This window comes from Rhizobium sp. 57MFTsu3.2, assembly GCF_012932765.1.
GTDB classification, from domain to species: domain Bacteria; phylum Pseudomonadota; class Alphaproteobacteria; order Rhizobiales; family Rhizobiaceae; genus Rhizobium; species Rhizobium altiplani.
Window position 1 is genome coordinate 169,133 of sequence record NZ_JDWI01000005.1, and the last position, 18,529, is coordinate 187,661.

The following is an 18,529-nucleotide window of genomic DNA, read 5'->3' on the forward strand; positions in this document are numbered from 1 at the left end:
ATGTACAAAACAGAACTGATGGCAGCCTTCGGCTGCATGATCGGACTCGTCTTCGCAGGCGCTTCGCTTGCGCAAGGCATGACGCCAAATGAGGTCAAGGCGACGGACGTCTCGAGGAAGTGGCGAGGAACGCCGGCCCTTGTTGCAACGGGTCCGGACGGGAAGGTCATGTTTCTCTTTGGCGAAGCCCAGCCCTCGGTCGTCTGTTCTCCACTGCAGGTTTGCGACATCGAGCTTCAGGGGGGCGAAATCGTACGCGACGTCCTCGTCGGCGATACTGTCCGATGGAAAGTCGAGCCTGCGACATCAGGTGCAACCAGTGGGCAGGCGATCCATCTTGTCGTCAAGCCGTCGGAGCCTGGCCTGTTGACGTCGATGGTCGTCACGACGTCCCGCCGGACCTATCATATCCAGCTCAAATCGCACCCAAGCCAGTATATGGCGCGCGTCGGTTTCGAGTATCCGGAAGACGTTTCGACCAAGCTCGCCGACATCAATGCGCGACTGCAAACCGGAAGCAACCTTGGCGCAGCCCCTGAGAGGCTGAGTTTTTCCTATTCGCTCAGCGGTTCGGCGGCGTGGAAACCAATGCGCGTTTATTCCGACGGGGCCAAGACCTACATCCAGTTTCCAAAGTCGATCGCGGGTCAAGACGCCCCTGTACTCTTTGTCGTTTCCGGTGGGCAGAACCGGATCGTCAATTATCGCATGAAGAACGACATCATGGTCGTCGATTATGCGCTCGACGAAGCAATCCTTGTATCGGGCGTCGGTTGGCACCAGCAGAGAATTACTATTCGGCGCGGAGGCTGATCAATGCACAAATTGGCCCCCTGCTTGCTTATCACGTGCAGCCTCTTTTCTGGATGCCAGGTGCCTGGCGGACCGATTGACACCCATTCGGCACAGGGAGCCGCCGTCGGGCCAGTCGCCGCGAGTGCCATCGCAGGCGATATGGCAAGCCAGTTTGCCGAACAGATCGACAGACCGGTGAGGACACCCATCAAGATGGATGCGGACGGCTCGGACTATGCAAGCGCGCTCGAGGCAGCACTGAGGGGATGGGGTTTTGTCGTCATCACGGACGGGAGAGTCGGCAAGAACCAAAAGCCAATCCAACTCACCTACTCGATCGATAGCCTCAATGGTGAGGTCCTTGCACGCCTGATGACACCGTCGATCGCGCTTGGCCGCGCTTATGCGACGACACCCGCGGGCGCCACGCCCGCAAGTCCGCTCTCCATCATGCAACGACAGTAAGAGAGACAACAATGGTCCAGTCGCTTCAGCTTGGCGTCACGAGCCACGCGGTCGATCAGCGAGCTATGCGCCGCCTCAATCGCCTGCCGATCGTCATTGCCATTGTCATCACCGTGCTGTTCCTCGGTGTCGTGGTGGTCGGACTTTCCTGGCGTGGGACAACGTTCAATGGTGGGAATGATTTCGACACCACGTCGAACACGCCGGCAACGAATTTCGGAGACCAGCTGAAGAAAGGTATTTCCGACGGCATCATCGGCGAGCTGGAAAGGCAGGAAATATTCCAGCCAACGCCGCGGGCAATCGAGAAGGAGGCCGTCAAGCAGCCGGTTGCCGAACATGAACCGATTGACCGACAAGAGAGGCGACTTCGACTTGAATCTGAGGAGGAGTGGAGGACGCGGCTAAAGCGCGAACAGGACGAACAGTTCTTGCGCGAGGCACAAAGACAGCGCATGGCACGCCTCCAGGCACGCGTGACCGCCTATGACTCTCCGTTGAAAGTGGATATTTCCGATGCTGGGCAGACCTCCACAGGCACCAAAAACGGTGATCCGCAGAACCTTAACGACGGCACAAGTGGCGCATCCGATCTTTACGAGGCGGCGATGAAGTCGGGCCTGATCAGCCAGAATTTTGATCCGAGTGGTCAGGTCTCGAAGGAGGCTTTTTTCAATCAGGACATCAAGGACCTTGGTTACCTCTCAAAGCAGGTCGTGCCGCAGTTCTCGCCATATGAGCTGAAGCGCGGTTCTGTGATACCGGCAACTCTCATCACCGGTCTCAATTCCGACCTGCCCGGGAGGGCAATTGCTCAGGTCAGCGCAAATGTCTACGACAGCGCAACCGGTTACCGCCTTCTCATCCCGCAAGGCGCCAAGCTGTTCGGACGCTACGATTCCAAGGTCTCGTTCGGCCAGCAACGCGTCCTCGTTGTGTGGACCGACATCAGTTTTCCGAATGGGTCAACGCTGCAGCTCGGCGGCATGGCGGGCACCGACGCGGAGGGATACGGCGGGTTCAAAGACAAAACCGATCGTCACCTATGGCCTACCTTTGGGTCGGCGGTTCTTATCGCTCTGCTAGGGACCGGGATCGATATGGCGATACCCGAGAGTTCAACGCTTGCGACACAGGACACTGCCTCAGATGCTGTGCGACGAAACTTTGCGGAAACCTTCGGTCGGGTGGCCGAGCAAACCATTTCCAAGAATCTGAACGTTCAACCGACGCTTCGGGTCAGGCCTGGCTACAAATTCAATGTTCTGGTCGATCAGGACATTATCTTTCCCTCGCAGTACGTTGAAAACTAGCCTTTACCTCGGCAACCGACGTTTTTTGAGTGTGCAGAATGGAGGCGTGTGGCGACGTTTTGGGCAGTTGGACACTCACTGATAAGATTGAGTATTGAGCATCGAGCAGCGGCGAGTGTATCCGACGTTGTGATTTCTAGCTGCAGTGCCTCGAGCGTGGCAGCAAATCCCGGAACCCGTTACCACTTCAGTGGTGGCGTTGAATAAACTCTGCGATGGCCGCTTGGAGGATGCAGCCTCCTGTGAGCCTGTAGATAACCGCTATCGGAGGTGGGCTCAAGGGATGAACGCAACGCACTATTCTTGCTAGAGAGGAGCGTGGACATGATGCGTCCTCCCATTTCTTGTCGCAGGGGCAGTACCCGTTGGCACCTTTGCGGTCCGGCCGCTTCCGGGGTCTGGGACGCTTGTCGTTCAGGCACTACCGCTGGAGAAGACCAGCAACATATTGTTGGTAGGCATCTCGATCGTCTCGCGGAGATTAAGTCCAGCGGCCTCACCCACTTGTTCAAGATCAGCGATATCACGCACACCCCAGGATGGGTTTCGCTCCTTTAGAGCCGCGTCGAAAGCAGCATTGGAGGGGGCGTTGTGTGCGCCGTCGCGCATGAATGGGCCGTAGAGAACAAGAAGCCCACCAGCGCGAAGCAAGCGGCCAGCTCCTGCGAACAATCCTAAGCTTGCCGCCCATGGCGCGATATGGATCATATTGATCGACACGATGGCGTCAAAATGCCCCGTTTGTTCGACGCCCCATTGTCCTGAGCACACATCAATATCCCGCGGTGCCAGCACATTCTTCAGCCCTGCGAATTTGATCCAGCTGGACGCGCTGGCGCGGGCGTCGGCATCCGGATCGCTCGGCTGCCAGGTGAGGTTGGGCATTGCTCCCGCAAAACACACAGCGTGCTCGCCGGTCCCGCAACCAATCTCCAGCACAGTGCCATGTGTTGGAAGGACACGTTTTAGGACCGCGAGGATCGGCGCCGAATTTCGCGCAACGGAAGGCGAGAACATCCGCTGGTCGGCGCCTACGTCGCGCTGTTCCAGCGCAACAGGCGCACGGCCCTCCTTCTCTGTGGGCATGGGTCTTGAATCCCCTTTGAGCGATGTCTCCCATTTTATAGCTGAAATGATGGGACTGAAACCAAAGATTTCGAACTTCCGAAGGGAGGCGTCGGCGCGTGCGTTCGGCCGAGTGCGGCCGAACGTCCAACATGCGTCGGATTAACCGCCCGCCCGGCTCAAGGTGAAGCGAGGCGACCCGACGCGCTGGCCAACACTCAGCAGGACATAGAATGGCCCTTGGCAAAGTGCCGAATTTCCTCAAAGTATTTCCCGACATCGGGCTGCCGACGCCCGCCTCGTGCCCTCTACCTCAACTCACGCGCCATCCCGCGCAGCGGGTTCATTCATTGGCCCCAAAGGCCGACCTTCATAGATGTCGCCGGACGACCATCATGGTCAGTATCAGAGCCATAAGCGATACAATGACACTTGCTACGACATACGCCGCAGCAGCCAATTGCTGGCCGCGCTCCCACAGGACCGCTGCATCAAGTGAGAACGTCGAAAACGTGGTGAAACCACCAATGACGCCAGTGGTCAAAAACAACTTGGCGTCCTGCGACGTTAGGTTGGACGTTGTGAAAACACCCACGACAATGCCCATGAAGGCAGAGCCCAAAACATTTATGCCGAGCGTTCCGTACGGAAAATTCGTCCCGAAGACACGAATTGAAAGCATGCCCACTGCGTAGCGAAGCATGCCGCCGAGCCCTGATCCGATAAATACAATGAGATATCCCACGCACGCCTCCTGCTCGCCCAAATGGGGCGTTGATCAGCAGGCGTCATCAGCAACAGCGCGGTTATAGGGAGACACCATTCCCGTATCGGCTTCTATGCCAGCAACATGCTTCCAGATCAACATGGTCTACACGTGGCGCAAAAGCCGTCACGACTGGAACAATGATTTAACAGTGACAGCGCTGACGTTCATTTCAATAGGATCCATCGCTCCGCTTGCGAGTGAGGGAAACGCACCATCGGCGAAGACGCGGGGGTCGAGGTCAATTTCCAAGTAGCGACGAATTTTCACTCGGCGGGATTAGTATTTGGCCTTTCGCCAACCAGCTTGACGCGCTTCTTGCTCGGAACAGAACCAGCGCTCGCCATATTGCGGCGATATCTTTGTGGCCTCGTAATAGTGCTGGCCCGGTACGTGATAGATGCGGTCGCCAGATTCGATGCTAACGTTGCCCTTGATGTTGCAGGCCGTGCCTCGTTGCACGATCACTCCGTTGTCTATGATCATCGGCTGAGTCGGTGCAGCAAACGAACGCTGGATCGGAGCGGTCACAAATTTGGGCAACACGGCGTAGCCGCCGGTTCCCAAGAATGCCGCTGCCGAACTCAAAGCTACCACCATTGGAAACTTCATGTCTCACTCCTAAATTCTTCCAGAGTTTAACACGCTAGGGTTTATCTGTTCGTATGTCAGATTGCTAAAATGCGCGGTATTGGCGACGTGGTGTCTGCCGCGACCTGGGCATGGCGGTTGGAGCGCCGGAACGACACGTCACGCATTGACCGCTCTCAGGCCCGTTGCAGACACTGCGCCCGGGGCCGCGCGTATCGCAGAAGTCTTTGCCTGCCTCAGCTAGGATAAGGCGAAGCCTCTGTCAGCCTGGCAATCCTGTTCGTCGAGTAATGTCGAAAAGCGGCCAATTTCGACAGGCTTTGGGCTTTCTCGCTCTACCACCCTGGGTATTGCCAACTGTTCATGATGAGATCAACATGGATTTGCCGAGACGCATGCAAGGAATTTGATGGACTTCTAGGATACTGACGCGCAGCGGTCCTGCCGCCGTCGGGCAATACCATCGTGGGGGAGTGCGATGCGGAGAGAAGCTCGGTGCCGGTTGCAACGCGGAGCGTTCCTGGAGACAGCGCGCTTCCTTTTGCTGACTATTCTCTTCCTGTCGATCGTGATTGTCCCACGACACGCCATGTCGGCCGACAAGACGTTGAAATTGCTGTTATGGCAGGCTCCAAGCACGCTCAATCCTCACTTGGCTCCGGGCATCAAGGACCAGACAGCCAGCCGGATCGTCTACGAGCCTCTCGCCAGCTTCGACCGCGAGGGACATCTCGTTCCCTTCCTCGCCGCGGACATTCCGACGCTCGAGAATGGCGGCGTGAGTGCCGACGGCCGTTCAGTCGTCTGGAAGCTCAAGCACGGTCTCAAATGGTCCGACGGCCAGCCCTTCACAGCCAAAGATGTGGTCTTCACCTACAATTATATCACAAACCCGGATGTCGGCTCGGCGAGTGTCGGCTCTTACAAGACAATCGACAAGGTCGTTGCGGTCGACGACGACACCGTGCGGATCACGTTCAAGGACGTCAATCCGGCCTGGGCGCTGCCGTTTGTCGGCGTGCAGGGTATGATCCTGCCCGAGCATGTGTTTGCCCCTTACAACAACAAGGATGCGGTGACGGCAGCCGTGAACCTGGCCCCCATAGGCACAGGCCCTTACCGCCTGAAGGCGTTTCAGACAGAGGATGTGCTTGTCATAGGTGAGGATGTCGTCAACACGGTGAAGGCCATCTTCGAGCGCAATCCGTATTATCGCAACGCGGATGAGCTGACCTTCGATGCGGTGACGCTCCAGGGCGGCGGCGACGCTTCGGTCGCGGCCAAGGCGGTGCTGAAGGAAGGCGTGGTCGACTATGCCTGGAACCTCCAGGTCGACGATGTCGTGCTCAAGGAGCTCGAAAAGGACGGCGTCGGCAAGGCGACGGTCTCCTGGGGCTCCTATGTCGAGCGCATCATGCTGAACTTCACCGACCCCAACCGAGAAACCGCCGACGGGGAACGGTCGAGCCTGCAATATCCGCATCCCACATTGTCCGACAGCAATGTACGCGCCGCACTCGCACTTGCTATCGACCGACAGAAGATCGCGGCGCTCTATGGCCGCACGGGCCGTGCGACCAGCAACATTCTGGTCGCCCCGGCAATCTTCAATTCGCCGAATAGCGAATGGGCGTTCGATCCCGACAAGGCCAAGTCGATCCTCGAGTCGGCAGGGTGGAAAGACAGCGACGGCGACGGCGTGCGCGACAAGAACGGCGTGCCGCTGCGTTTCCTGTTTCAGACAACCGTCAATTCCGTTCGCCAGCAGACCCAGGAGATCGTCAAGGCAGACCTGGAGGCGATCGGGGTCAAGGTCGAAAACAAGATGATCGACTCCAGCATCTTTCTGGGCTCCGGGCCCGACAGCACCAACTCTCGGCGGCATTTCTACGCCGACATGGAAGAATATGCCTACGGCAACAAGAGCCCCGATCCCGGCAGCTATATGATCGGTTGGACCTGCGGCGAAGCGGCGCAAAAGGCCAATAACTGGTCCGGGTCAAACTGGGCCCGCTACTGCAACAAGGATTACGACACGCTCTATCGGGCGTCGGCCGTCGAGGTCGATCCGGCCAAGCGCCGGCAGATCTTCGTGAAGATGGACGATCTGCTCGTTTCGGATTTCGCGGCAATTCCTCTGGTTCACTGGGCCGATGTCAGCGGAATAAGCAACTCCCTTGAGGGCTTCGACCCGACGCCTTGGGATTCCGAAACATGGAACATCGCCGGTTGGCATCGCAAATGACGGAGGCACGTGCAAATATGGGTAGAGCGCAACGCTTTTTCGTTCTGGTGATAACCCTGCTGTTTGCGGTTGTCTCACACCCTGCCCATTCGGCTGATCGCACACTGAGGCTCCTCTTCTGGCAGGCACCCAGCATCCTCAACCCGCATCTTGCCCCCGGCGTGAAGGATCAGACTGCGAGCCGCGTGGTCTATGAACCGCTGGCGAGTTTCGACGCCGAGGGACATCTGGTACCGTTTCTAGCTGAGGAAATTCCCTCCTTGACGAACGGCCAGGTCGCGGGCGACGGGCGGTCGGTCACCTGGAAGCTGAAGCCGAACGTCAAATGGTCGGACGGCGTCCCCTTCACCGCCAAGGACGTTGTGTTCACCTATGCCTACATCACCAATCCGGATGTGGGCTCCTCAAGTATCGGAACCTACAAGTCGGTCGACAAGGTCGAAGCACTCGACGACCTGACCGTCAAGGTAACGTTCAAGGATGTCGATCCCGCCTGGGCGCTCCCCTTCGTCGGTATACAGGGAACAATCCTGCCAGAGCATATATTCGCTCCCTACAACAACAAGGCCGCGGTTGACGCGCCTCCCAACCTGGCCCCCGTCGGGACCGGGCCGTATCGCCTCAAGGAGTTCCGTACGGAGGACGTCCTGCTGATCGGCGACGATGTCGTCAACACCGTCAAGATCATCTACGAGCCCAATCCTGAATACCGCGACCGGGCGCGTTTGGGATTTGACGAAGTGACCTTGCAGGGTGGCGGCGATGCGAAGACGGCCGCCAAGGCCGTGCTCGGCACCGGCGTCGTCGACTACGCGTGGAACCTGCAGATCGGCGATGCCGAACTGCAGGAGCTTGAGGCGAAGCAGATTGGCAAGGTGGCGCTCTACTTTAGCTCCTACGTCGAGCGCCTCATGCTGAATTTCACCGATCCGAACCGTGAGACATCGGATGGCGAGCGCGCGAGCCTGCAGTTCCCCAACCCGATCCTTGCCGATGCCAAGGTGAGGCTCGCCTTGGCGAAAGCTGTCGACCGCAACAAGATCGCCGCGCTTTACGGGAGGACTGGCCGGCCAACGGCAAACCTCCTGGTCGCCCCCGTTCTCTATAATTCTCCCAACACCACCTGGGAATTCGATCCCGACAAGGCTCGCGCGCTTTTGGACGAGGCAGGCTGGCGCGACACGAACGGCGACGGCATCCGCGACAGGAACGGCGTTCCCTTGACCCTTCTTTTCCAGACCTCGGTCAACCCGGTCCGCCAGAAGACCCAGGCGATCATCGGCGCCGATCTGGCGGCGATCGGCATCAGGGTCGAGGACAAGCAGATCGATTCGAGTGTCTTCTTCTCGCCTTCACCGGATATCCTTAATACCAGCCAGCATTTTTACGCGGATCTTGAGGAATTCGCGACCGGCAACAAGAGCCCCGATCCGGGAAGCTATATGGTCAAGTGGACCTGCGCGCAGGCCGCTCAGAAAAGCAACAACTGGTCGGGGCTGAACGAGTCCCGCTATTGCAGCGACAAGTACGATGCGCTGTTCCACGCATCGGAAACGGAGATCGATCCCGAAAAGCGGATTGGCCTGTTCGTGGCGATGAACGACTTGCTGATTGCTCACTCCGCGGTCATTCCCATTGTCGAGTGGGCAAACGTCCCCGGCCTTCGCAACGATATCGTCGGATTCAATCCCACGCCATGGGATTCCGAGACGTGGAACATCGCGGACTGGCGGCGCAAGCCATGAGGGGCCGAAGTTGAAGGCATGGAGCACGAGGAGCCTGTGGTCGCAAGAAATCGCCCATTCTATGTCGCCCCACTGTATGCGCTCGTCCGCGCAGCTTCACCCGTTCTCAGAAACCTGAACATCGGCGGCAAGCTCACGGTCGGATTTGGCATTCTGGCGGCGCTGACGCTGCTCGTTGTCGGCTTGAACTATCTGGGCAGCCTCGATGCAGTCAGAAGCATCAACAGAACGACCAACCTGAGCGCCCCGAGCGCGGTCGCCTCGGCGCGGGCGCAAGCCGACTTGCTACGGATGCTGAGCGCCGTTCGCGGCTATCTTGCGCTCGGCGAGGAGAGCTACCGCGACAACTACGCTTCGGCGAAAGCCGCATTTCTCGGGGACATGCAGTCGCTTGAGCGTCTGCTCCAGGAGAGAACAGCTCCCCGGCCCGACCCGGCCGCAGACGTCGAACAGCGGATGAGGGAGCTCCACGAAAAGCTTGCCTCCTGGCAGCCGCTGACGGATCAGCTCTTCGAGTTACGCAATGACCAGCTTCGACGCGAACCCGCCCTCAAGCTGCTGGTGACGGATGCAAACCCGATGATCGCCACGATTGTCGGGACGGCAACGGCGCTGATCCTGGCGCAGCAGAAGCGAGACGCGACGCCCGAGAATATGGCCTATCTGGCCGACCTCGCGTCCTTCCAGAGCTCCTTCTATGCGATGGTCGCAGGGCTGCGGGGCTATGTGACCACCAGGCGAGACGGCTTCAAATACGAATACGAGGCTAACCTCACCATCAACGATGCAGCCTGGAAGAGCATCACCGACGCAACCGTCGCGCTGACGCCGAACCAGAAAATATTGATCGACAAGCTGTCGAAGACTCGGGCGGTCTTCCTGCAGTTTCCCGCGCAGATGTTTACAGCGGTCGAAGGCGAACACGCACGTGAGGATCTCTATATCTTCCGCACGCAGGCCGTCCCCCTTGCCGAAGGCATGCTTGGAATTCTGGACGAGATCGCCAATGAGGAGCAACAACGGCTGCAGGCGGATCTCGGTGGCGGCCGCGACCAGCTCCAGAAGGCCCAGCGCATTATCCTCCTAGGTGGTGTGGCCGCCGCCATTCTCGGCCTGATCCTGGGGCTGATCTTCCGGGAAAGCATCGCCGGGCCGATCCAGCGCTTGACGGGCGTTGCCGACCGGGTTCGCCAAGGCGATCTTGCCGCGCGCGCGAAGGTGGAATCGGGCGATGAGATCGGCACGCTGGCGACAACGTTCAACGACATGACGGCGCAGTTGGGCTCCAATCTCGGCGACCTCGAGAACCGCCGCAGGGAACAGGAGCAGCTGGCATTTCAGTTTCGCCGGCAGAGCGAATATCTAGGCGCCCTTCACGATACGTCGCTCGGCCTGATTGCGAGATTGGACCTGACCGGACTTCTGTCGGATTTGACGACGCGCGCCGCAGGTCTGCTCGGCACGCAACATGGATACGTCTATCTTGTCGACGAAGCCGGAGAGACGCTTCAGCGCATGGTCGGCGTCGGTGTCTATGCGGGACAGGCCGCGGGTCAGCAACTGGAGAGCAAGGAGGGCGTGGCGGGGACGGTCTGGCATACGCGCGAGGCGCTTGTCATCAACGAATACCCGACCTGGCCGGGGAGGGCGGCCGCCGCCGCCCAGCTCGATGTGACAATCAGGGCGATCATGGCCGTGCCACTCAAATCCGACAACAATGTGGTCGGTGTCCTCGGCATCGCCTACGACGACGCCTCGGCCCTCGAGTTCGGCGCCGAAGAGGTAGAGCTTCTCAAGCGTTTCGGGCAACTTGCCTCGATTGCGCTGGAAAACGCGCGGCTGCACACGGCCACGGAAGCTGCCAAGAGCGAGGCGGAGGAGGCGAGCCGACGGATCGGTGAGCAGAACCGGGCGCTGGAAGCGGTCTCGAGCAAGCTGTCGAAATATCTTTCGCCACAGGTCTTCGCCTCGATCTTCTCCGGTAAGCAGAACGTCGAGATTTCGTCCACCCGCAAGAAGCTGACAGTCTTCTTCTCCGACATCGCCGACTTCACGGCGACGACCGACAAGCTCGAGTCCGAAGAACTGACTGATCTGCTCAATCACTATCTGACCGAGATGGCGAAGCTGGCTCTGACATACGGCGCGACAATCGACAAGTTCATCGGCGATGCAATCCTGGTGTTCTTCGGCGATCCGGAAACCAGGGGCACCAGGGAAGACGCTGTCGCCTGCGTCAGAATGGCGATCGCCATGCAGAACAGGATGCAGGAGTTACGCGGGGAATGGGCAGGAGCCGGCTTTGCCCTGCCGTTCCATCTGCGCATCGGCATCAATACAGGCTATTGCACCGTGGGCAATTTCGGCAGCGAGGATCGGATGGACTATACCATCATCGGCGGCGAGGTGAACCTCGCTTCTAGACTGCAGAGCCATGCCGACCTCGGCGGCATATTGCTGGCGGGCGAGACCTACGCTTTGGTCAAGGACGAAATCGAGGCCGAGGAACTGCCTCCGTTGACCGTCAAGGGCTTCGCCTATCCCATCAAGACCTACCGTGTGATCGGCGCTCGAACCGCCCAAGAAGCAATGAAGGATATGTTTTCGAACAGCGAGGGCGACCTGCAGTGGGATATCGGCTCGGCGCTGAAAGGCGCGGACCGCGACAAGGCGATCAAGGCACTCGAGCACTATCTGGCGACTCTGCGAAAATAGGATCCGCGCCGATCGAAACCGCTCAAATGCGAACAGAATGCCAACCGAACGAAACGCCGCCAATGCTCTGCTATTGCCTTCGACAGGCATTGGCGACGTTTCCGCCCATTTGGGCACATGCAGGTTATGGGACATTCCTAAAAAAGGAAAAGCAAACGCTCGCCATTCTTCCTGCAGCAGACGGTGTTCGCGCGCCAGTGTGGCAATTGTTCCACATCGAGGTCGTCGATTGGCCAGCTCCTTCTTCAAGAACGACTTCAATCGTAACCTGCACGTGTGATCGCAAGGCCCTGGCGCACCACTGTGTCGCCGCCCCGCGGAAGCCTACCTGCCATTTGTCCGGTGATGCCTTTGATCCGGCTCAGCAGCTGAAGCATCGCAATTCGGAGCCGTGGTCTCTACGGAAGCGGTTGGGATGACACCTCGCAAATCGCGGAGCGGATCAGGAAGCGCTGCTCGCGGCCATTGTCGAGGGAGAACATCCCGCCGCGGCCCGGGACGACGTCGATGGTCAATTCAGTGTGCTTCCAGGCCTCGTATTGGGATGCGCTGATGTAGACCGGCGTGTCACCAACGGTGCCGAGAAGGACATCGTGATCGCCGACCATGAAATCATCGCGGGGATAACACATGGGCGAAGATCCGTCGCAACAACCACCTGACTGGTGAAACAGGACCGGTCCATGGTCGGTGATGATTTCGTCCAGAAGCGTTATCGCCGCTGGCGTCGCCCTTACTCTTCCGAGAAAGACTTTGTCCTGCATGGTGACCTCCGGGGATGGGGCGGTGTGGCCGGGATGGCCACACCGCATGCGCTTGGGAGGTTATCAGAAGAAGCCAAGCTTTTTCGGGCTGTAGCTCACCAACATGTTCTTCGTCTGCTGGTAGTGGTCGAGCATCATCTTATGGGTCTCGCGCCCGATGCCGGACTGTTTGTAGCCGCCGAAGGCCGCGTGCGCGGGATAGGCATGATAGCAATTGGTCCAGACGCGGCCTGCCTGGATTGCGCGGCCAAACCGATAGGCGCGCGTGCCGTCTCGGGTCCACACGCCGGCACCGAGGCCGTACAAGGTGTCGTTTGCGATTGAAAGGGCCTCGGTATCGTCCTTGAACGTTGCGACGGAAACCACGGGCCCGAAGATCTCCTCCTGAAAGACGCGCATTTTGTTCGTGCCCCTGAAGACAGTCGGTTTGACGTAGAAACCGCCGGCGAGGTCTCCGGCGAGTTCGTTGCGCTCACCCCCGATCAGGACCTCAGCGCCTTCCTTCTTTCCGATGTCGAGGTAGGCGAGAATTTTCTCCAACTGCTCGCTGGAGGCCTGGGCTCCGATCATTGTCGCAGGGTCGAGCGGATCACCTTGAACAATCGCTTCGACCCTTTTCAATGCCCTTTCCATGAAGCGGTCATAAATCTTCTCGTGAACCAAGGCGCGGCTGGGGCACGTGCAGACCTCGCCCTGATTAAGGGCGAACATGACGAAGCCTTCAATTGCCTTATCGAAGAAATCGTCGTCTTCGTCTGCCACATCCGAGAAGAAGATGTTCGGGCTCTTCCCGCCGAGCTCCAGCGTGACGGGGATCAGGTTCTGCGAGGCGTACTGCATGATCAAGCGTCCGGTGGTCGTCTCCCCGGTAAACGCAATCTTGGCGATCCTCGGGTTCGAGGCGAGCGGCTTGCCTGCCTCGAGGCCAAATCCATTGACGACGTTGAGAACACCTGGTGGCAGGATGTCGCTGATCAGTTCGAGCAGCACATGGATCGATGCCGGCGTCTGTTCGGCAGGTTTGAGCACGACGCAATTGCCAGCAGCCAGTGCAGGTGCCAGCTTCCACACGGCCATCAGGATCGGAAAGTTCCAGGGAATGATCTGGCCGACGACCCCCAGAGGCTCGTGGAAATGGTAGGCGACCGTATCGTCGTCGATCTGGGCGATTGAACCTTCCTGCGCGCGGATGGCTCCGGCGAAATAGCGGAAATGATCGATGGCGAGCGGAATGTCGGCCGCGGTTGACTCACGGATCGGCTTGCCGTTGTCCCAGGTTTCCGCGAGCGCCAGTATGCCGAGGTTCTCTTCCATTTTGTCGGCTATGCGGTTGAGCAGCCGCGCCCGCTCTGCGGCGCTGGTTTTGCCCCAGGCGTCCTTGGCGCCATGGGCCGCGTCAAGAGCGGCCTCGACGTCCACAGCTTCCGAACGGGCGATCTCGCAAAGGACCCGGCCGTTGACCGGAGAGGTGTTGTCGAAGTACCTGCCTGATTTCGCGGGCGTCCACTTGCCGCCGATGAAATTGTCGTACTTCTTGGCAAACGGCACCTTGGCCGTGCGACGGAATTCGACCTTGTTCATGCTTTCCTCCCAAAACGCGCCGCCCTGCGCGACGCCTTGTGGGAGTGTTTTTCGCTTTCGACGGAATGTCAGCCCGCGCGCGGCAGTTCGGCAGGGCACAGTGTCTCAAGGTTGAGACACTGTGCCCTGCAAAATTCCTATTGGGCGCCCCGCAGACCAAATTTGGCGAGCTTTCGGTAAAGCGTGGCCCGTGAAATCCCGAGGATTTCGGCCGCCGCCGTTACATTGCCGCCGGTACTGGCGAGCGTGCGCTCCAGGACGGTGCGCTCGGCCTGCCGCAAATTTCCGGCATAGCCAGGTTCATCTCCCAGAAGATCAGCGGCTGGAAGGGACCTCATCAGCGATTCCGACGTGATTCCGAATGCGATGCGCGCAGATCGGGTCGCGCCGATCACCAAATCATTGCTGTCGACGGCGAGAAGAGGGTTTGGCATCTTTTCGTTTGTCGAAGCGACAATAATGCGTGCTTCAGGAAAGGCGATACGAAAGTTCTCCGCCTCGATCCTTCGCGCCGCGTCGCCAACGGCCATTGTGATCAAATTGACGAAGCCCTCCGTCAAATCCGCGCGGCAAGAGGACACGTCCAAAGCGGCGGCGAGCTTGCCCTCGTGATCGAAAATCGGCGCGGTCGTGCAGGACAGAAGGGTATTGCGGGAGTAAAAATGTTGATCTCGGTGGATGGTCAAAGCGCGCTGCTCTACCAAGCACGTGCCGATTCCGTTTGTCCCCTCGCTTTCTTCGCTCCAGACAGTTCCCGTCCAAAGCCCCCATTCCCTGAATGTCTCGTCGTCGGCGACGGCGCCACGCCGCTCAACCGGGATGCCGTCGCGGTCGGCGAGAAGAACACAGCAGCCAATGCCCCCAACCGCGCGGTACAGTCGATCAAGGCTAGTGCAGGCAGCCCGGACCAGCGGTTCGATTTTCTGGCGAGCAAAGCGCAACTCCGAATCCGTCAGTCGTTTCGTTCGATTGCTTTCGGCGGGGTCGAGCCGGTGAAGGTCTGCCGATCTGCACCAGGATGCGACAAGTGCGGACCTGGCCGCAGCGTTCGAGCCGATCGCCTCTTGGATTAAGTTGGCATGCCGCGCAAATGCTGATGCACTCATCGGCTCCTCCCAGAGCGTTAGTATTCTCGTCAGCAGTGTGTTGCCGACGACAACTTATCGAGATCGATGTCCGCGTGTCCGCTCCCTAGCGCCCGGACCAGGTTGGTATTCCTGCTCCATTTTCGGCGCGGGACAATTAGACGTTGGTTCTACTTCCGAATCTAACTTGCGCAGCACCTGCATATGAGACGCGCTCCAACACTTTATGAAGTGGTCACTGTCTCCCGAGATCGGAGTTCTTCTAAAGCACCATCGGTTCGGGAAGCGGCTCGCCAGCCTTGTTTACAATCGTGGACCCGTAAGGCTCCCGTGACGTGATGGCGATGCGGTCGTTTGGTAGCGGCCGGGCCAGGTGTCTGGCTTCCTCCCAGTGTGCGCGCATCCAGATTTCGATCTCCTCAGCAGTCTGCAGAAGGACCGGCATCGCCTTCTCGTGCACATTCCGGACGATGTCGTTCGGCTCCGTTGTCAGAATTGCGTAGAGATCATCAGTCGTCAGCCCATCCTTGACCTTGCGGACGCTCTTCCATTGTCTCACCCAGAGGCCAGCGAAGAACATGACCGCCTTGTCGGGTCTTGCAGAAAACCACGCGTTTGGTGTCCTGCCGCCTTCTTCCTTGCTTGCCGGGTCTGGCTCAGCAAAGGCCGTCACGGGCACGAGACATCGGTGTTCAAGGCCGAACCATCGTTTCCAATGGGGTAAAGTCAAGTTGCGAATGTTGGTAACGCCGCCGTCCGGCTCCATCCGTAAGAGTTCGTCCATGTCCACTGGAAGGCCCTTATTTCGAAGCTTTTCAGCGCGGGTTTCGGCTGCCTTCCTCTGCAAGTAGCTCGGAGAGGGCAGGCCCCATCGGCAGTTCGCGAGCTGTTTCCTACCGTCGGAGGTGTTTCGGATGACGGGTGCCCATTGATCCGGGTTGATCTGATAGGCGGGCATCAGGTTGATCAGGCTCTCAACGTCCTGCGCCCATTTGTTGACCCAGTCGCGATCATCCATGCGGTAGAGATTACACATGCGCTAGTCGCCTCCCTTTTCTGGGGACCGAAGGTCAGCCATTTGGCCCGGACTTTCAAGGCACCACGAAGCGGCTAGGCGTCGAAACGAAGTTGTGTCGGACAAAGGTCCGGTCATTAAGGCGCTGAACTCAGCGAAACGGAACGACCAATGGAGGAACAGCGCGGAGGTACCGGCGCGGTTTGCTGCAAGTATCCACATTTGCATGGCTGCATTGCACAAAAAATGTTTTCCAATTGGTCAAAAAACGATCATAACGGTAACAGCTGATGCATATAGCGGCTTCTCCTCCCAGTTCCGCGCAGCAGCTGTTCCCCTCTGGAGGTTTTCGACCTTCACAACTTATGGGCCACGGTATTTTTGCGTGGCCCCTTTTTTTCTTTTCGATTTGATGAGCGCGATGAAACTCCACTCGAGGGAGGCGTCAGGGCCTTTCCAGCCTGCGTAGCGAGAGGGGGCCAAATTCGTTCAGCGTCCGCATTGTGGTTGGATGCGCGCTGCTTACACATGACTGACTATAAGTCGATCTGCCGCTGAAAGCATCCCTTAGCTGGCTAAACTCCATCAATCGGCACTGGTGAACGATGGAAACAGCAACCAATCTCAAAAGAGACATCGAGATCGCACTAGGCGAGGGGCTCGCTGTACCCCTCGTCTGTAGTGAAGCGAAGTGCCCACAGACGCCGCGACCGTGGTGTGGACGATGAGCAGGGCGCTAGACGATTTTAAATCGATTTTAAAAAATCGAGCGAAAAAACTAATCGATTTTAATTTTATTACTAAATATTTCATATTGCGGAGCGAAAGAAACCAAGTCCTAAATGGCGCCCGAAACGTGCCGTATGGAGGAATTTGGATGACTTTTTCGTTTCCGCTCACTGAGAAGCGTAATGTCGTGGAATTGCTGAAACACCTTGCCCAGCATAAGCTTAGCTACCCGGGGAACTGCGTTGTGACGGTGAAACCGCACGTCGCCCACGTACAGTCGATGAATTCGTTCGCGTTGGGTACGGCTCGTACCGCGTGGTAGCGACGCGGGGGCGAAACTGATTTTCAAGCCGCTGCCCATCATAGACGCAGGGCCAGCTGTTCAACGCACGTGTCGGCCAGATGCTCGAGCGAGGAGATTGTCACGCCGAGCAGCCGTATTCCCTTCCTGATAGGAAAGACGGCTCCCAGCAGCACGCAAATGGATTCCTCGATTTCCTCTTTCGATCGGAAACCATGGCCAATCGTCCTTGCGCGGGTGATCTGCATGAAGTCGGCGTACTTAACCTTGAGCGTCACGGTCTTGCCGGTAATCCGATTTGCCTCGCAGTACTGCCAGACCTTCGCAATCAGGGGCTTCAATCCTTCCAGGGCAGGCTCGTAGGTGTGAATATCCACAGTGAACGTGTCTTCCGCTCCGATAGATTTTCGGACCCTGTTTGGCTTTACCTGACGATCATCGATCCCACGCGCGATGCCGTAAAAATACGGCCCGGACTTGCCGAAATGCCGAACCAGAAACTCGAGATCCCTCTCTCTTAGATCGGCTCCAGTTTCGATACCGAAACGATGCATCTTCTCCGCAGTCGCTGGGCCGATGCCGTGAAACTTCTCGACAGGGAGCGCAGCCACAAAGGCTGGTCCATTCTTCGGCGTAATGACGGCCTGGCCATTTGGTTTGTTGAGGTCGCTCGCCATTTTGGCCAGGAACTTGTTGTAGGAGATTCCTGCAGATGAGTTGAGGTTGGTCGTCGCCTTGATCTTGGCCCTGATTTCAAGCGCGATCTCCGTCGCGATCTCCATGCCCTTCAGGTTCTCCGTAACATCGAGATAGGCCTCGTCGAGCGACAGCGGTTCGATCATTGGGGTGTATTCGGCAAAGATTTCCCTGATCTGAGCTGAAACAGCCTTGTAGACGTCAAAGCGCGGCTTCACGAAGATCAGGTTGGGGCATTTGCGCTTTGCCGTCACTGAAGGCATTGCCGAATGGACGCCGAACTTACGCGCCTCGTAACTGGCGGCCGCCACCACGCCGCGCGCCTCCGAACCGCCGACTGCGACCGGTCGTCCACGAAGCTCCGGGTTATCGCGCTGCTCGACGGACGCGTAGAAGGCGTCCATGTCGATATGGACGATCTTGCGGTGGCGCTCGATTGATAGATTTGCGGCGGGATCATTCATCGAGTGTTTCCATAACAGGAGCTAAACACGGAAACCGAGCCTGACAACGGTCGACGCCATCCACGCCGTTCAGTCGCAAACAGCCAACAGTCAGCCGCCGTCGAAGTTGCCGGAAAGGACAGGCTGGCCCCGCACTGTCTGACAAGGGCCTTCCAGCCGAGAGCGGTCGCCCGCTGACAGACATCGCATGCGAT

At 58.4% G+C, this 18,529-nt stretch carries 14 protein-coding genes and 1 riboswitch; of the genes, 6 read left to right on the forward strand and 8 right to left on the reverse strand.

Annotated features, from left to right (window positions below; all coding sequences use genetic code 11):
• The 3 genes from trbG to trbI are packed head-to-tail and all read left to right on the forward strand — an operon-like array spanning position 1 to position 2,573.
• On the forward strand, positions 1–813 hold the full coding sequence (gene trbG / locus AF71_RS08125; RefSeq protein WP_169680849.1) for a P-type conjugative transfer protein TrbG: 813 nt from the start codon (positions 1–3) through the stop codon (positions 811–813).
• Between the two features lie 3 nt (positions 814–816).
• Positions 817–1,260 (forward strand): conjugal transfer protein TrbH, encoded by a 444-nt coding sequence (gene trbH / locus AF71_RS08130; RefSeq protein ID WP_169680851.1) that lies wholly within the window; start codon positions 817–819, stop codon positions 1,258–1,260.
• Positions 1,261–1,271: 11 nt separating this feature from the next.
• Positions 1,272–2,573, forward strand: coding sequence for an IncP-type conjugal transfer protein TrbI (trbI, locus tag AF71_RS08135; protein ID WP_169680853.1), 1,302 nt, complete (start codon positions 1,272–1,274; stop codon positions 2,571–2,573).
• Positions 2,574–2,987: 414 nt separating this feature from the next.
• Here trbI and AF71_RS08140 read toward each other — a convergent pair whose 3' ends face one another.
• From AF71_RS08140 to AF71_RS08150, 3 genes are all read right to left on the reverse strand, one after another.
• Positions 2,988–3,659, reverse strand: a complete 672-nt coding sequence (locus AF71_RS08140) for a DUF938 domain-containing protein (protein WP_169680855.1) — start codon at positions 3,657–3,659, stop codon at positions 2,988–2,990.
• 349 nt (positions 3,660–4,008) lie between these two features.
• Positions 4,009–4,383, reverse strand: a complete 375-nt coding sequence (gene crcB, locus AF71_RS08145; RefSeq protein WP_169680858.1) for a fluoride efflux transporter CrcB — start codon at positions 4,381–4,383, stop codon at positions 4,009–4,011.
• A gap of 30 nt (positions 4,384–4,413) precedes the next feature.
• A riboswitch (Fluoride riboswitch) is annotated at positions 4,414–4,474 on the reverse strand.
• Between the two features lie 209 nt (positions 4,475–4,683).
• Entirely contained in the window at positions 4,684–5,016 is a 333-nt protein-coding gene (locus tag AF71_RS08150; RefSeq protein WP_169680860.1) for a hypothetical protein, read from the reverse strand.
• A gap of 457 nt (positions 5,017–5,473) precedes the next feature.
• On the opposite strand from AF71_RS08150, the gene AF71_RS08155 reads away from it, so the two are divergent.
• The 3 genes from AF71_RS08155 to AF71_RS08165 are packed head-to-tail and all read left to right on the forward strand — an operon-like array spanning position 5,474 to position 11,700.
• Positions 5,474–7,240, forward strand: a complete 1,767-nt coding sequence (locus AF71_RS08155) for a peptide ABC transporter substrate-binding protein (RefSeq protein ID WP_169680862.1) — start codon at positions 5,474–5,476, stop codon at positions 7,238–7,240.
• 17 nt (positions 7,241–7,257) lie between these two features.
• Positions 7,258–8,985 carry a peptide ABC transporter substrate-binding protein gene (locus AF71_RS08160; RefSeq protein WP_037089536.1) on the forward strand — a complete coding sequence of 576 codons (1,728 nt, stop codon included), beginning with the start codon at positions 7,258–7,260 and terminating at the stop codon, positions 8,983–8,985.
• Positions 8,986–9,003: 18 nt separating this feature from the next.
• On the forward strand, positions 9,004–11,700 hold the full coding sequence (locus tag AF71_RS08165; protein WP_169680864.1) for an adenylate/guanylate cyclase domain-containing protein: 2,697 nt from the start codon (positions 9,004–9,006) through the stop codon (positions 11,698–11,700).
• A gap of 398 nt (positions 11,701–12,098) precedes the next feature.
• Here AF71_RS08165 and AF71_RS08170 read toward each other — a convergent pair whose 3' ends face one another.
• From AF71_RS08170 to dinB, 5 genes are all read right to left on the reverse strand, one after another.
• Positions 12,099–12,464, reverse strand: coding sequence for a DUF779 domain-containing protein (locus AF71_RS08170; RefSeq protein WP_169680866.1), 366 nt, complete (start codon positions 12,462–12,464; stop codon positions 12,099–12,101).
• 63 nt (positions 12,465–12,527) lie between these two features.
• On the reverse strand, positions 12,528–14,045 hold the full coding sequence (gene adh / locus AF71_RS08175; RefSeq protein WP_169680868.1) for an aldehyde dehydrogenase: 1,518 nt from the start codon (positions 14,043–14,045) through the stop codon (positions 12,528–12,530).
• Positions 14,046–14,182: 137 nt separating this feature from the next.
• Positions 14,183–15,151, reverse strand: coding sequence for a helix-turn-helix domain-containing protein (locus AF71_RS08180; protein ID WP_169680871.1), 969 nt, complete (start codon positions 15,149–15,151; stop codon positions 14,183–14,185).
• Positions 15,152–15,392: 241 nt separating this feature from the next.
• Entirely contained in the window at positions 15,393–16,166 is a 774-nt protein-coding gene (locus AF71_RS08185) for an SOS response-associated peptidase (RefSeq protein WP_192304532.1), read from the reverse strand.
• 1,068 nt (positions 16,167–17,234) lie between these two features.
• The gene (gene dinB, locus AF71_RS08190) at positions 17,235–18,335 is read right to left on the reverse strand and encodes a DNA polymerase IV (RefSeq protein WP_169680873.1); all 1,101 of its coding nucleotides are present in this window, start codon (positions 18,333–18,335) and stop codon (positions 17,235–17,237) included.
• Positions 18,336–18,529 lie beyond the last annotated feature (194 nt).

Coding starts and splice junctions, on each gene's coding strand:
- AF71_RS08150 (WP_169680860.1), bottom strand. CDS start 5,016: ATGAAGTTTCCAATGGTGGTAGCTTTGAGTTCGGCAGCGGCATTCTTG.
- AF71_RS08180 (WP_169680871.1), bottom strand. CDS start 15,151: ATGAGTGCATCAGCATTTGCGCGGCATGCCAACTTAATCCAAGAGGCG.
- AF71_RS08170 (WP_169680866.1), bottom strand. CDS start 12,464: ATGCAGGACAAAGTCTTTCTCGGAAGAGTAAGGGCGACGCCAGCGGCG.
- AF71_RS08165 (WP_169680864.1), top strand. CDS start 9,004: ATGGAGCACGAGGAGCCTGTGGTCGCAAGAAATCGCCCATTCTATGTC.
- trbG (WP_169680849.1), top strand. CDS start 1: ATGTACAAAACAGAACTGATGGCAGCCTTCGGCTGCATGATCGGACTC.
- AF71_RS08155 (WP_169680862.1), top strand. CDS start 5,474: ATGCGGAGAGAAGCTCGGTGCCGGTTGCAACGCGGAGCGTTCCTGGAG.
- adh (WP_169680868.1), bottom strand. CDS start 14,045: ATGAACAAGGTCGAATTCCGTCGCACGGCCAAGGTGCCGTTTGCCAAG.
- trbH (WP_169680851.1), top strand. CDS start 817: ATGCACAAATTGGCCCCCTGCTTGCTTATCACGTGCAGCCTCTTTTCT.
- AF71_RS08140 (WP_169680855.1), bottom strand. CDS start 3,659: ATGCCCACAGAGAAGGAGGGCCGTGCGCCTGTTGCGCTGGAACAGCGC.
- trbI (WP_169680853.1), top strand. CDS start 1,272: ATGGTCCAGTCGCTTCAGCTTGGCGTCACGAGCCACGCGGTCGATCAG.
- AF71_RS08160 (WP_037089536.1), top strand. CDS start 7,258: ATGGGTAGAGCGCAACGCTTTTTCGTTCTGGTGATAACCCTGCTGTTT.
- dinB (WP_169680873.1), bottom strand. CDS start 18,335: ATGAATGATCCCGCCGCAAATCTATCAATCGAGCGCCACCGCAAGATC.
- AF71_RS08185 (WP_192304532.1), bottom strand. CDS start 16,166: ATGTGTAATCTCTACCGCATGGATGATCGCGACTGGGTCAACAAATGG.